Origin of the sequence: Hymenobacter daecheongensis DSM 21074 (assembly GCF_900141805.1) — a bacterium.
GTDB classification, from domain to species: Bacteria; Bacteroidota; Bacteroidia; order Cytophagales; family Hymenobacteraceae; genus Hymenobacter; species Hymenobacter daecheongensis.
Genome location: NZ_FQYN01000002.1, coordinates 530,320 through 544,195, shown reverse-complemented (window position 1 = coordinate 544,195; position 13,876 = coordinate 530,320). Strand labels below are relative to the sequence as shown.

Annotated in this window: 11 protein-coding genes; 5 read left to right on the top strand and 6 right to left on the bottom strand. The window is 61.3% G+C overall.

Annotated features, from left to right (window positions below; genetic code table 11):
- Positions 1-121 precede the first annotated feature (121 nt).
- Positions 122-601: a hypothetical protein gene (locus BUB62_RS05170; protein WP_073107018.1), complete on the top strand. Its 480-nt coding sequence runs from the start codon at positions 122-124 to the stop codon at positions 599-601.
- Positions 602-710: 109 nt separating this feature from the next.
- Here the strand turns inward: BUB62_RS05170 and glf are convergent, their stop codons facing one another.
- The 4 genes from glf to dapF all read right to left on the bottom strand — a co-directional run bounded on the left by glf (position 711) and on the right by dapF (position 4,765).
- Positions 711-1,886: a UDP-galactopyranose mutase gene (glf, locus tag BUB62_RS05165; RefSeq protein ID WP_073107015.1), complete on the bottom strand. Its 1,176-nt coding sequence runs from the start codon at positions 1,884-1,886 to the stop codon at positions 711-713.
- Positions 1,887-1,961: 75 nt separating this feature from the next.
- Positions 1,962-3,197: a glycosyltransferase family 1 protein gene (locus BUB62_RS05160; RefSeq protein ID WP_084538840.1), complete on the bottom strand. Its 1,236-nt coding sequence runs from the start codon at positions 3,195-3,197 to the stop codon at positions 1,962-1,964.
- 189 nt (positions 3,198-3,386) lie between these two features.
- Positions 3,387-3,893 carry a GNAT family N-acetyltransferase gene (locus BUB62_RS05155; RefSeq protein ID WP_234988634.1) on the bottom strand — a complete coding sequence of 169 codons (507 nt, stop codon included), beginning with the start codon at positions 3,891-3,893 and terminating at the stop codon, positions 3,387-3,389.
- A gap of 68 nt (positions 3,894-3,961) precedes the next feature.
- The gene (dapF, locus tag BUB62_RS05150) at positions 3,962-4,765 is read right to left on the bottom strand and encodes a diaminopimelate epimerase (RefSeq protein ID WP_317041376.1); all 804 of its coding nucleotides are present in this window, start codon (positions 4,763-4,765) and stop codon (positions 3,962-3,964) included.
- Between the two features lie 188 nt (positions 4,766-4,953).
- Between dapF and BUB62_RS05145 the strand changes: the two genes are divergently transcribed.
- From BUB62_RS05145 to BUB62_RS05135, 3 genes are all read left to right on the top strand, one after another.
- Positions 4,954-5,835, top strand: coding sequence for a class I SAM-dependent methyltransferase (locus tag BUB62_RS05145; RefSeq protein WP_073107011.1), 882 nt, complete (start codon positions 4,954-4,956; stop codon positions 5,833-5,835).
- Positions 5,836-5,954: 119 nt separating this feature from the next.
- A complete protein-coding gene (locus BUB62_RS05140) occupies positions 5,955-6,902 on the top strand; it encodes a Ppx/GppA phosphatase family protein (RefSeq protein ID WP_073107009.1) in 948 nt (315 codons plus the stop codon).
- A 200-nt stretch (positions 6,903-7,102) separates the two neighbouring features.
- On the top strand, positions 7,103-8,170 hold the full coding sequence (locus tag BUB62_RS05135; protein ID WP_073107008.1) for an Ldh family oxidoreductase: 1,068 nt from the start codon (positions 7,103-7,105) through the stop codon (positions 8,168-8,170).
- A 71-nt stretch (positions 8,171-8,241) separates the two neighbouring features.
- Here the strand turns inward: BUB62_RS05135 and BUB62_RS05130 are convergent, their stop codons facing one another.
- The gene (locus BUB62_RS05130) at positions 8,242-9,069 is read right to left on the bottom strand and encodes a murein L,D-transpeptidase catalytic domain family protein (protein ID WP_084538839.1); all 828 of its coding nucleotides are present in this window, start codon (positions 9,067-9,069) and stop codon (positions 8,242-8,244) included.
- Positions 9,070-9,363: 294 nt separating this feature from the next.
- Between BUB62_RS05130 and BUB62_RS05125 the strand changes: the two genes are divergently transcribed.
- Entirely contained in the window at positions 9,364-11,742 is a 2,379-nt protein-coding gene (locus tag BUB62_RS05125) for an alpha-amylase family glycosyl hydrolase (protein WP_073107005.1), read from the top strand.
- A gap of 207 nt (positions 11,743-11,949) precedes the next feature.
- On the opposite strand, the gene BUB62_RS05120 is transcribed toward BUB62_RS05125, so the two are convergent.
- Positions 11,950-13,806: a HAMP domain-containing sensor histidine kinase gene (locus tag BUB62_RS05120; protein WP_073107004.1), complete on the bottom strand. Its 1,857-nt coding sequence runs from the start codon at positions 13,804-13,806 to the stop codon at positions 11,950-11,952.
- Positions 13,807-13,876 lie beyond the last annotated feature (70 nt).

The window sequence follows — 13,876 nt, the reverse complement described above, 5'->3', positions numbered from 1 at the left end:
TGCGGGTCTGAAAAGTACAGTCGGCGGCATTCGAATCGGAACCTGATTCCGGGCGGGTGCCGCCGATTTGCGTAGCTGGGTTTGGTTTGAACGTGGCCCCGTATTTGACCAGCGCCCCGGTATGAAAATGAATTTTGGATGGCTACGTGCGGGCTGGCCGCGGCTGGCCGCGTGGGGGCTGGTGCTGCTGCTGGCAGCGGTGCCGCCGCTGGCGGCCGCGCCGGCCCGCCCCTCGCAGGTACAGGTGGCCCGGCAGTTTCTGCTCGCCATTCTGCGTGCCGACTATGCCCACGCTTACCAGTTGCTCGCGCCCGAAGTCAGCGCCGCCGTCACGCCGGCCCGCTTTCGGGCGGCGGCCCAGCCGCTGTATGAAAAAGGCCAGCAGTTCGGCCCCAGCATCGATTTATATAAGCTGGGCCTGCGCATCGGCGAGGGCAACGACGTGCGCAACTTCTACAGCTTCCTGTTCAAGAGCGACACGCTGGCTCCCCGGCCCCAGGTGCAGCTCGATGTCACATTCCGCGACTCCACGGCCACGCGCATCCTGAGCTTCGGCCTGATTCCGGCCCCGCAAACCAGCAGCAAAAAACCGGTTAGGTGAGCGAAAGTGCCGGCCCAGCATCTGGCAAAAACCAGCGCATAAAAGACCGCCTTCCCACCGAACATCTGGTTCGATTGGGAAGGCGGTCTTTTTTGTGTAGAGAGGGTACTTATTCCTTGGCCGGAGCGCGGGGAACGAGCTTATCCATGATGGAAGGTGAGCCAACGATGGAAGGCTTGTCGGCCGCTTTTTCCACTTTGTCGGTGAGTTTTTTGTAGAGCGTGAGGGCCTGTGCCACTACCTGGTCCATGTTGTAGTACTTATAGGTAGCCAGGCGGCCTACGAAGTGTACGTTCGGAGTTTCGTCGGCCAGCTTCTTGTACTTGTTGTACAGGTCGGCGTTTTCGAGGCGCGGAATAGGGTAGTACGGGTCGCCCTCGGCTTTGGGGTACTCATACACCACGCTGGTTTTGGGGTGCTGCTGGCCGGTGAGGGCCTTAAACTCCGTGATGCGGGTGTAGAGGTGCTCGTTGGGATAGTTCACCACCGGCGCGTCGAGGAATTTCTCCACGTTCAGGGTTTCGTGCTTAAACTCCAGCGAGCGGTAGGGGAGCTTGCCGAACTTGAAATCGAAATACTCATCGACCGGACCCGTGAAGATGATTTCCTTAAATGGAATGAAATCGATGATTTCGTGGTAGTCCGTGTTCAGCATCACCTTGATGTTGGGGTGGTCCAGCATCCGCTCGAACATGCGGGTGTAGCCGTGTAGCGGCATGGCCTGGTAGGTGTCGGTGAAGTAGCGGTCGTCGCGGTTGGTGCGGGTCGGCACGCGGCTCGTCACCGATTTGTCCAGCTCCGAGGGGTCCATACCCCACTGCTTGCGGGTATAGTTCCGGAAAAACTTCTCGTACAATTCGCGGCCCACCTTGCTCACCACCACATCTTCCGATGTTTTGATAACCGGAATTTCTTCGGCCAGCGAGGCCAGAAACTGCTCTACCTCGAAGCTGTTCAGGCTTAGGCCATAGAGCTTATTGATGGTGTCGAGGTTGATGGGCATGGGCACTAGCTGCCCATCCACGGAAGCCAGCACGCGGTGCTCGTAGGGCCGCCAGTCGGTGAAGTTGGAAAGGTATTCGAATACGTCGCGGGAGTTGGTGTGGAAAATGTGCGGACCGTATTTATGCACCAGCACGCCGTCCTCATTGTAGTGGTCGTAGGCGTTGCCGGCAATATGATTGCGCTTATCGATAATAAGCACTTTTTTGTTGGAGCGGGTGGCCAGGCGCTCGGCCAGCACGCTGCCGGCGAAACCGGCCCCCACAATGAGATAATCGAACATAGCTAAGCGGGTCTTGGTGGAAAGAAAGGCGGAGAAAAACGATAAGACGGGTACGCGGTTGGGGCCGGATTCAGCTCAGGCAAGCGGCTTGCGGCTGAGCTTCTGCTGCATCAGCGCCAGCATCTGCTGCCAGGTCAGGTCCCAAGAAATAGTGTTCAGATACGCATCGGTGCGGGTTTGCCAGTCGGTATCGTGCTTTTGGAGCAGCGCTTTGGCAATGGCCTGCCCAAACTCGTCGGCGGTGGCAGCAATCTGCACCAGATTCAGCTCGCCGTAGGGCCGCACCACGTCGCGAATGGGAGTACTCACCACAGGTTTGCCGGCCGCGAGATATTCGGGCGTTTTGGTGGGTGAGATAAACTTCGTGCTTTCGTTGTCGGCGAACAGCAGCGTGGCTACATCCCAACCACATAAATATGCCGGGAGTTCCTTGTATTCTTTGCCGCCCAAATAGTGGATGTTGGCCGAGTACGGCAGGTCGGCCGGGTCAATCTTGACCACTGGCCCGATGATGACAAACTGCCACTCCGGATGCGCGTGCGCCAGCTCGCCCAGCAGCCCGATATCGAGGCGCTCATCAACCACCCCAAAAAAGCCTACCCGCGGGTGCGGAATAGCAGCCTGATCGGCGGGCTCGGGCAGCGCGGTGCGGGCCTGCCCAAAGTGCTCCTTGTCGATGCTGCTCGGGAAGGCGTGGGCATCGTCGTGTTGGAGGCTTTTGGCTTCGTAGAGGCTCTGACCGCCGGTAAAAACCAAATCGGCCTTGCGGAACAGCTCCTGCTCCAGCTGCCGCAGCTTGGGCGGCGCAAACTTAAAGGCCGCCAACTCATCCATGCAGTCATACACAGTGAGCACCGGCGTGAAGTGGCGCGACTTGCTCAGCGCCATGGGGGTATAATACCAGAAAACGTATTTCGTTATGGAATTCTCGGCGAAAAAGCCCGTCAATAATCTAGCCTGAAGCTCATCGGCCGCCTCTTCGGTGAGACCGGCGGGCAGATGCGCCACCAACACCTTCAGGCCGTGCTGCCGCTCCTTCACCTCCATGTGGGCGAAGCTTTCGGCGGTCTGGTCGTGGTGAATAAACGGCTCTTCAACGTAGAAAACCCGGCCATACTGGGCAAAGCGCGACAGCAGATGCTGGGGCCGCTGCCAAACAAAATCCCAGTGCAGATGCGCGAAACAAACGAAATCGGGCAGCGAATACGTGAAATTGGGACGAGACGGAGTAGCGGTGGCGGCGGTAGCGAAGTAGTTGGAAGTGGTCACGGAAGCGCGTGTGGTAGCCTCCGCCGAAGTAGAGGGCGACATAGTGGAAAAGCTAGGAATGCAGTGGAGGCCGGCAGCGAGCGGGGCAGCCCGCTTGTTCCCACCCTGTTCCCTATACGCGGCTATCTCCGAAAAGGATACCGGCGCGGCCGGCCGCGCCAACCACGCTATTTGCCAAGCTCGACGCTACTAGTCAAGTGCTTAGGCTACTATCAGGTAAGTGATTCTGCCTCAATTACCTTGTAGTCCCAGCAGGCATTGCAGCTCTACGGCATCCTGCCACGAATCCGGCGTGCGCAGCCACTCGCGGCGCACGCCCACCCGCCGAAATCCGGCGGCCCGAAACAGGCGCAGGCTGGCGGTGTTGGCGGCGGCCACGGTACAGAACAGTTGGTGCAGGCGCAGGGTATGGCGAGCATAGGGCAGCAGCAGTGCCAGCGCGGCCCGCGCAAAGCCCTGGCGACGCTCGGGGGCGAGCAGCGTGATGCCCACGCCCGCCCGCTGGTGCAGCGGCTCGAAGCCGAACAGGTCGAGGGTGCCCACGGCCCGGCCATCAGGAGCGGCGCAAATGACCAGCCGCAGCTGGCGCACCTCATGAAAATCGGCGCTGGCGTGCTCCAGATACTGTTTCAGGCTGTAGCGCGAAACGGGGGCCAGCGTATCGGAAACGCCCCAGATGGCGGGGTCATTTTCCAGCGCATACAGAAACTCCAGGTCGGACGCTTCGAGAGCACGCAAAAAAACCGGACCGGACTGGAGCACGAGCAGAGGATGAAAAAGGAAGTGATTGGGGGCCGCGAGGCGGGCTACACGTCGATTTGGCCACCGAAAACCCGGATGGCCGGACCGCTGAGGTAAATCTGGGTGAAGGAGCCGTCGGGGCGGCTTTCGAAGGCCACCTGCAGGTCGCCGCCGGGAGTGCGCAGCTGCACGGGGCTGGTAGCGCCGCGCCGCGAGGCGGCCAGGGCTACGGCCGTCACGCCGGTGCCGCAGCTCAGGGTTTCGTCTTCCACGCCCCGCTCGTAGGTGCGCACCTGCCAGGGCTGCCCGGCCACGGCGGGGCTTTCCACGAAGTTGACGTTGGTGCCTTTTTCGCGGAATTTCTCATTGTTGCGAATCGCGCGGCCTTCGGCAAACACGTTCAGCTCGGCCAGCGTGCTGGGGGGCAAAAACTGCACGAGGTGCGGCGAGCCGGTATCGACAAATATGCCCATTTCGTCTATTTCCTGCTGGCCCAGCACATCCTGCATCCGCAGATGCACGGTGCCGTCGGCGTCGAGGTGGGCTTCGTGAACGCCGTCGGCGGCCAGAAAGCGGGCGGCAGCCTGAATCAGACCCAGGTGGTGGGCGAAGGCGACAATGCAGCGGCTGCCGTTGCCGCACATCGAGCCCAGGTGGCCGTCGGCGTTGAAGTACACCATCTCGAAGTCGTAGCCGGCGCGGTGGCGCAGCAAAATCAGGCCGTCGGCCCCGATGCCGCGCCGCCGGTCGCAGAGGTGGCGCACGAGGCGGTGGTTGGTTTCGTCGAACTGGTGCTGGCGGTCATCGAGCAGCACGAAATCGTTGCCGGTGCCCTGGTATTTGTGGAAGGTGAGCGTCGTGGTCATCATAAGAAGACAAAGATGGCAGGAAACGACCAGGTTTGGGCTAGCAAGGTTGCTACTACTGCACTACGGCCTGCCCACAAGCCAGGATACAGCAGCCAGGCGGCCGCATTCCGCGGGCGCGGGGCAAAAGCGCATTCGGGCCGGATGCCCTACCTTTGGCGGCCCGCCTGGCGGCGGCTTAGCTTCCTTCTATGTATTCGTTTCTCACCACTGGTCCCTGGCCTGATTACGAGCTGATCGACTCGGGCAATTTTGAAAAGCTGGAGCGGTTTGGGCAGCACGTGCTGGCCCGGCCCGAGCCCCAGGCCATCTGGGACCCGCACCTTTCGGCCGCCGAATGGCAGCGCGCCAACGCCACGTTTACCCGCGAAAAAGGCAGCCAGGAGCGCGGCCAGTGGAAAATAAAGCCCGGTACGCCCGAGCAGTGGCTGATCAATTACGACCAGGGCGGGCTGAAGCTGCGGTTTCGGCTGGGCATGTCGTCGTTCAAGCATGTGGGGCTGTTTCCCGAGCAGGACCCCAACTGGCAGTTTATCTACCAGCAAACCAAGCTGCGCCGGGCCGCCACGCCGCGGGTGCTCAATATGTTTGCCTACACCGGGGCCGCCACGCTGGCCGCCCGCGCCGCCGGGGCCGACGTGACCCACCTCGACTCGGTGAAGCAGGTGAATTTCTGGGCCCGCGACAACATGGAAGCCAGTGGCCTCGACGGCGTGCGGTGGCTGGTGGAAGATGCCATGAAATACGTGAAGCGCGAAGTGAAGCGCGGCAGCAAGTACCAGGGCCTCATTCTGGATCCGCCCGCCTACGGCCGCGGCCCCAACGGCGAGAAGTGGCAGCTGGAAGACGAGCTGAACGAGCTGCTGAAGCTCTGCCAGCAGCTGCTCGATCCGCAGGATCATTTCTTCCTTATTAACCTGTACTCGCTGGGCTTTTCGGCCCTGATTCTGGATAACCTGGTGACGGAAATATTCCCCAAAACCCACACCACCCGCGAAATCGGCGAGATTTATCTGCACGACCGGGGCCAGCGCAAGCTGCCGCTGGGCACGTTCTGCCGGTTTGCCACCTGAGTCTCGTTGTTGGTTGTCAGTTGCTGGTTGTTCGTTGTTAGGTCGTTCAAGAACTGGCAACGAATAACTGGCAACCAACAACTGACAACGAGCAACTGACAACCATTAACCAAAAACCAATGCCTCGTCACCGCCGTCTGGCCCTTATCGATATGGGCACCAATACGTTTCACCTGCTCATCGTGGAACTGCCCGAGGCCCGCCACGCCGAGCCGGTGGTGCTGCTGCGCACCAAAGTAGGAGTGAAGCTGGGCGAAGGCGGCATCAGTAAGGGCGAAATCGCGCCGGAGGCGTATGCCCGCGCCCTGCATACGCTGGCGGCGTTTCAGGAGGAAATTGAGCTGCACCAGGCCACCGAGGTGCGGGCCACGGCCACCAGCGCCGTGCGCAACGCCACCAACGGCCCCGAGTTGGTGAAGGATATCTTCGAGCAGAATGGCATTCGGGTCGAAATCATTGCCGGGGCCCGCGAGGCCGAGTTGATTGCCAAGGGCGTGCGCCAGGCCGTGAACCTGGGCACCGAGCCGCACCTGCTGATGGATATCGGAGGCGGCAGCGTGGAGTTTATCGTGGCCGACCAGGAAACCATTTTCTGGAAGCAAAGCTTCGAAATCGGGGCGCAGCGGCTGCTGGATCAATTTTTCCGCCACGACCCGCTCACGGCCGACGACGTGCGGGCCGAGCAGGAGTATCTGGCCGAGGTGCTGGCCCCGCTCACGGCCGCCATTCAGCACTACCGCCCCCAGGCCCTGGTGGGTGCGTCGGGCACCTTCGATACCCTCGGCGACCTGCAAGCCGCTCGCGAGGGTGAGTCGCGCGGCCCCCAGTTGCCCCCCGAAACGCCTATTTCCCTGCCTAGCTTCTACCAGAGCTACGACCAGCTGCTCACCACCACCCACGCCCAGCGCCTGCTCATGCCCGGCATGACCCCGCTCCGCGCCGACATGATTGTGGTGGCCTGCGTGCTGATTGATTTCGTGCTGAAAACCTACGAGTTCACGCACATCCGCGCCTCGGCCTACGCTCTGAAAGAAGGCTTGCTGGCGGAGATGCTGGCTGCCGGCTGACGTTGCAATACTACTGTCATCCTGAGCTTGCGAAGGACCTTATGGGATGAGAACGACCATTGTAACAGCGACACGTTCTACCCTGACAAGGTCCTTCGCAAGCTCAGGATGACACTAGCATTGCAACGTCAGCACGCGAGATGCTTCGACTTCGCTCAGCATGACGGCTCATTTTATATCCTGATTGCCCAAACCTCTCCATGACCACCACTCTCTCCTATAACCACCTTTTCGCCTTCACCGAGTCCGTTTTTCTTGGCATGGGCTGCCCCGAGGCCGATGCCACGCTGGCTACCGAAGTGTTGCTGTCGGCGGACCTGCGCGGCATCGATTCGCACGGGGTGGCGCGGCTGGTAGGCTACGTGCGCCTGTGGGAAGCTGGCCGCATCAACGCTACGCCCCGCGTGGGCATTGTACACGAAACCCCCAGCACGGCCGTGGTAGATGGCGACGGCGGGCTGGGGCTGGTAGTAGCCCCGAAAGCTATGGCCATTGCTCTGGAAAAAGCCCGGCTGGTGGGCACGGGCTGGGTTTCGGTCAAAAACTCCAACCACTTCGGCATTGCCGGCTACCACGCCATGAAAGCCCTGGCCCACGATATGATTGGCATGGCCATGACCAACGCCAGCCCGCTCGTAGCGCCGACCCATTCCCTCGACCGGCTGCTGGGCACCAATCCCATTGCCGTGGCCATTCCGGCCGGCGACCAGCCCGATTTCGTGGCCGACTTTGCCACCACCACCGCCGCCAACGGCAAGCTCGAAATAGCCCAGCGCAAGCAGCTGCCCGTGCCCGAGGGCTGGGTGCAAAACGCCGACGGCTCCGGCTCGACCGATGCCAATGCCGTGAAAAACGGCGGGGCCCTACTGCCGCTCGGCGGCGAAACCGGCTCCCACAAGGGCTACTGTCTGGGCAGCATTGTCGATATTTTCTCGGCTGTGCTTTCCGGGGCCAACTACGGGCCGTGGGTACCGCCGTTCGTGGCCTTTCTGCAGCCGCCCGCCGATCCGGTGGGGCAGGGGCTGGGCCACTTTTTCGGTGCCATGCGCATCGACGCTTTCCGCCCCGCCGCCGAGTTCAAAGCCCACATGGATAACTGGATCAGCACGTTCCGCAATGCTCAGGCAGTGGAGGGGAAAAAAGTGCTCATCCCCGGCGACCCGGAGCGCGAAATGGCCGCCGTGCGTCTGCTGGACGGGATTCCGCTGCTGGCTCCGGTAATACAAGATCTGGAGGCCGTGGGCAAGAAGTTTGGGTTGAAGCTGTAAGCTGGGTTAAATGATAACAAAAAAGGCCGTCTGCACTGCGCAGACGGCCTTTTTTGTTATCATTTAACTTCTCAGCTGTTATTGGAAAGCAGCGTATTCATCGCCACCTGCTGGTCCAGATACTTTGAAGAATACGACGTGTCGTTGCCATTCAGGAACAAGCAGGTGCCGTTGCCCACTGCCTCGATGATCTGGGCGTGCTGGTCCATGGGCAGGGCGGGGCAACCGAGGCTGCGGCCCAGGCGGCCGTATTGCCGAATGAAGTCTTCGCTCACGTAGTCGGCCCCGTGCATCACCACGGAACGCATGAGAGCATTGGTGTTATAGCCTTCATCTACGCCCTGCAGCTTGAGGGAGCGGCCGTGCTTGCCGATGTACTCGCCCTGCGTGACGTAGAAACCCAGGCTGCTCATGTTCGACTCATTTTCGTTGGAGAAATTGGTCGCCATGTTCTCGCCGGAATTATGGCCGTGCGCTACCAGCGTGTGGAACACTACCTGCTTGCTAGCCAGATCGAGCACCCAGAGGCGCTTTTCAGTAGAAGGCAGGTCGAAATCGATGACGGTGAGCAGCTTCTTGTCGCCCAGCTTGCCTTCTTTTTCCAGGTTGAGGTAGCCGGTCATGGCCTTCTCAAACACCTCGTAGCGCAAGCCCTGTTGCTCTACGCTCAGGTCGCGGTACATATCGTGCAGCTGCTGATCGAAGAAAGCGGCCCGCATGGCATCCGGCGAAGGCATCCGGGTGGGCGCGTCCGAAGCGTGGGCCATCGATTTGCTGACCGGCGAGGCCATGGGAGTAGCGAGGAACAACGCGGCCACAAACGGTAGTACACGGCGCGTCAGCATCCGACGGGCCCGAATCTTGAGACGCTTGCGCTGAGTTACACTTGGCTTTTCCATTTGCTCGGGTATTTCGGTTATCAAAAAGGCCTCCCTGCTACCGGAAGCCCTACAAAGGCTTATACGCAAAACAGAACGCTTATGGTAAGATTCTGCCCGGCGCAGTCCATTAAACATCACTGATATTCGATTAATTCCCAGGGTGCTTCGCAAGTGTCGGGCAGAGAGAGGAGGAGAGGAAGATTTTGGCATTGTATTATAATTGTCATATTCCTCAATATCTTTCAAACGAAAAGAATTACGCAAGTAATTTTTCTTCGCTGCTCTCTTTCTCAACCAAATTCCCACGTGCGAATGCAAATTTCTACCAAACGCCGCAGCCCCTGGCTGCTGGCCGCCCTCTCCCTATGCCTGCTGCTGACCGGCAGCCCGGCCCGCGCCCAAAAAATAGTGCTCCAGGGCTTCTGGTGGGACTATTGGAACACCAACTACCCCAACGGCTGGGCCAACTACATTGCCGACCTGGCCCCGCGACTCAAGACGATGGGCGTAGATGCCGTGTGGCTGCCGCCATCCGTCAAAAATGCCAACCAGGGCAATGGCTACTCGCCGTTTGACAACTACGACCTCGGCGACAAGTACCAGAAAGGCTTCGTGGGCACGCGCCTGGGCACGAAAGATGAGCTGCTGCGGGCCGTGGCCATCCTGCACGCCAACGGCATCGAGGTGGTGCAGGACATCGTGCTGAACCACAACGACGGGGCCGGCTCGGCAACCGGCGTGGGCGGGCAGGACCCCGCCGCCTGGGAAGACTATACCACCAGCAAGTACAAAAACTTCCGCTACGTGAGCTACGCCACGCCGGCCACCGATGAGTCGGCGGCCAACTACCTGGCCCGCAGCGGACGCTTCTCCAAAAACTGGACAAACTTCAATCCGAACCAGGGCAACAACTCCACCACCGGCGACTGGAACTCCGTGCTCTTCGGGCCCGATATCAGCTACTACCCCGGCTCGTATGGGCAAAGCTCCAACGCCACTTTCAACCCCGTGCAGGGCAGCGACTACATGCGCAACAACGGCCGCAACTGGCTGGTGTGGTACAAAAAGCAGGAAGGATTTGACGGCGTGCGGCTCGATGCGGTAAAGCATTTTCCGGATTTCGCCATGGAAGACTTTCTCTACAACCTGCAAAGCAACGCCGGCTGGGCTAACGGCAGCGCCACCATGTTTGCCGTGGGCGAATGGGTGGGCTCGGCGGGGCAAATGGACTCGTGGGTAGGCAACGTGCAGAACCGGGCCGGCACGTTCGACTTTTCGCTGCGCAACGGGCTCTACAGCATCGTGAGCGGGGGCGGCAACTTCGACCTGGGCAGCCTGCCGGGCTACCAGCAAGGCACCCGCGTGGTGCTCATCAACGGGCAGTATGTGCACCGCACGGTGCCGTTTGTGAACAACCACGACACCTTCCGGCCCCAGGTAAGCGCCACCGGCGACTACACCGGTTGGAACGGCGGCTCGGAGCTGGCCCCGCACATCGACCCGTTTGACCCGCGCCTGTCGGCCACGTATGCCGCGGCGCTGGCGCTGGATGGCTCGCCCCAGATTTTCTTCGAGGACCTATTCAACGTGGGCAACACGGGCAAGCGCTACTCGCACAGCCCCAAAAGCAGCGTGGACCTGCCCACCCGCAGCGACCTGGAAAACCTGATCTGGTGCCACCAGAACCTGCGCTTTAAGGACGGCGCGTACAAAGTGCGCTGGCAGGCCGCCGACCACCTCGTGATTGAGCGCAGCACGAAGGCCATCATCGGCATCAACGACAACTTCTCGGTGTGGCAGAACAACACGGTGAGCACTGATTTCGCGCCGGGCACCGTGCTGAAGGACTATTCCGGGGCCAACGGCACGGCCACCGTTACGGTGAGCGGCGCGGGCACGGTAGCCATCAACACGCCGCCCTGCAACGGCACGGCCACCGGCGGGCGGCGCGGCTACTCGGTGTGGGCCCCCACGGGCATCGGCACCAACTACACCCGCCCCACGCTGAGCACCACCCAGGAATGGGAGCTGGCCGACGACCTGGGCGACAAAGATACCCGCTCATTGCAGCAGGGCGGGCAGCTGCCCGCCGGCTCCACGGCGCTGCGCACGGCCGGCCGCATCTACGCCGATGCCAACAAAACCATTGCCTACACGCTGTTTCCGACCGATGCCACGCGCAGCCTTACGGTGGCGCTCTACAACAACGCCGGCACGCTGGTGAGCAGCAAAACCGGCACCGGCACGCTCACGGGCACCTACACGCCCACCACGGCCGGCTGGATTTCGCTGAAAGCCAAAAATGCCTCCACCGCCAACCCCGCCCAACGCGCCTTTCTGAAAGCCACATACACCGCCCCTACGGTAGTAGCCGGCTCCATGACGGCCCGCGAAACCGTGACCCCCACGCCCACAGCCGCCGCGGCGGTAGTGCCCGAAAAAGCCGGCTTGGCCATTTATCCTAACCCCACCACGTCGGAGCGCATCGAGCTGACGCTGCAAACGAGCGTGGAGCAGCGCGTGTCGCTGCGCCTGTTCGATCTGACGGGCCGGTTGGTGCACGAGGAGCAGGCCCGCATGTATCCGGGCTCCAACCAGCTGCGGCTGGCCGTGGGCAAGATATTGCCGGCCGGCGTGTACCAGCTGGCGGTGCCGGAGCTGGGCATTAGTCAGAAGCTGGCTCTGCGGTAGCGCCGGGCACAGCTATGGCAGTAGTGAAAAGCCTCTCCGGATAGCGGAGAGGCTTTTTTTGTTGGAGCAGGCAGTAGCTGAACGTCATTCCGAGCGCAGCCGAGGAATCTCGCGTGCTGATGTCAGATTACTAATCCAAAGTCAGCACGCGAGATTCCTCAGCTGCGCTCAGAATGACGTTCGGTTGAAATCATGTGCCTGGTGGCGCTACGCCGACTCGGGCGCGGCCAGTGGGAGCGTGAACATAAACGTGCTGCCGGCCCCCAGCTCGCTTTCGACCCACAGCAGCCCGCCCTGGCTGCCGATAAACTCGCGGGCGATGCTCAGGCCCAGGCCGGAGCCGCCTTTGTAGCCGTTCTTGTCGGGAATCTGGACGAAGCGCTGGAAGATTTTTTCCTGGTATTGGGGCGCGATGCCGGGGCCGTGGTCCTGAATGCTGACCTGCACCTGCTGGCGGTCGGCGGAGAGGCTGGCCCGGATATGAATCTGCTCCTGCTCGGGCGAATAGCGGATGGCATTGGCCAGCAGATTGAGCAGCACCCAGGTGGTCTTTTCGATGTCGGCCCGCACGGGCGGCAGCGTGGCGGGCACCTGCACATCCAGCGTGAGCTGCTTGGGCTGCAGCTGCAGCTGAATGGTATCGGCGGCAAATTGCACGATGTCGAGGATGCCGGAGGGCTGGAAGTTGAGTTGAATATTGCCCGACTCCAGCCGCGACACGTCGATCAGCTCGCCTACCATCTTGAGCAGGCGCTGGTTTTCCTGCTTCAGGGTGAGCACAATGTTCTGCTGCTCGGCATTGAGCGGGCCGACCTTGCCATTCTGCAACAGCTTCAGGCTGAAATTGATGCTGGAAAGCGGCGTTTTCAGCTCGTGCGACACCGTGGCCAAGAAGTTGGACTTGGCCTGATCCAGCTTCTTGTATTCCGACACGTTGCGCAGCGTGAGCACCGAGCCCACAAACTCCATCTTATCAATGGCCTCGTTGAAGCTGATGACATCGTTGACGGTGAGGCGAAAGTAGGCTTCTTCGCCGCTCTGCGCGATGGTGAGCAGCGGCGTGTCTTTGTCGCGCTGGGCGGCGGGCACGTCGAGGTAGCGCAGCATCTCGCGAAACAGGTCATTTTCGCGGGCCAGCTCGTCGGCGGGGCGGCCCACCAGCTTGGCGGCGGGCACATCGAGCAAGCTGCTGATGATGGGGTTGGCCACGATGATGCGGCGGTTTTCATCAATCAGCAGTAAGCCTTCGTCGAGGTTGTTCACGAGGCTGGTCACGCGGTTGCGCTCGGCCATGAGCTGGGCCAGCGTGGAGGTGCGGTAGTCCTGCAGCTGCACCAGCATTCGGTTGAAGGCCCGCGCCACGGCCCCGAACTCGTCGTGGCTTTCTACCGGAATGGAAGACGTGAAGTTGTGGTTGGCGGCATGGTCGATGCTGGCCTGCAGCTTGCGCAGCGGCATCACGGCCGATTCGGGCACGCTCAGCACGAAAAACAGCATAATCAGCCCGCTGAACACCAGCATGGCCAGCGTGTAGCGCGTGACCTGGGTGGCGGCGCGGTTGGCCTGCTCGTTTTTGCGGGTGAGGGCCTGCATGTTCAGTTGCACCATGCGCCCGGTTTGGGTGCGCAGCAGCTGGTGCTGGGGCAGAATGCGGGCCAGGTAGAACGCGGCCGTGCGCGGCTCCGTCGATTGCGGGTCGAGCAACAGCTGGTAGGCATCGAAGGCGTGGGTGAGCGAATCAACCACTTCCCGCTCGCCGGGCTCGGTGATGTTGCCGGCCTCGCGGGTGAGGCTCTGCTGAAACCGGCGCAGCCCCTGGCGCACCGTGGCCTCGTAGCCGGCCGGCGCGGTGCCGCCCAGGTAGCGCTGCTGGTGGGCCAGCGTCAGCTCGTCGAGGGCCGCGTAGAGCTGCTGGCCCAGCTGTACCGAGTAGAAGTTCTCTTTCAGCACGTTAGTGGCCGTGCGGTCGAGTCGTCGCAGCGAATAAAGCGTGTAGGACCCAATGCCGGCCAGCAGCAGCAGCACCGCCAGAAAGCCGAGCGTTATCTTGGTTTTGAGGTTCATGTGTTGGGGGACTTAGGGGCTTGGGGTCTTGGGGGCTTGGTTGGTGGGGTTCTGGGTGATGTTGGGGTGC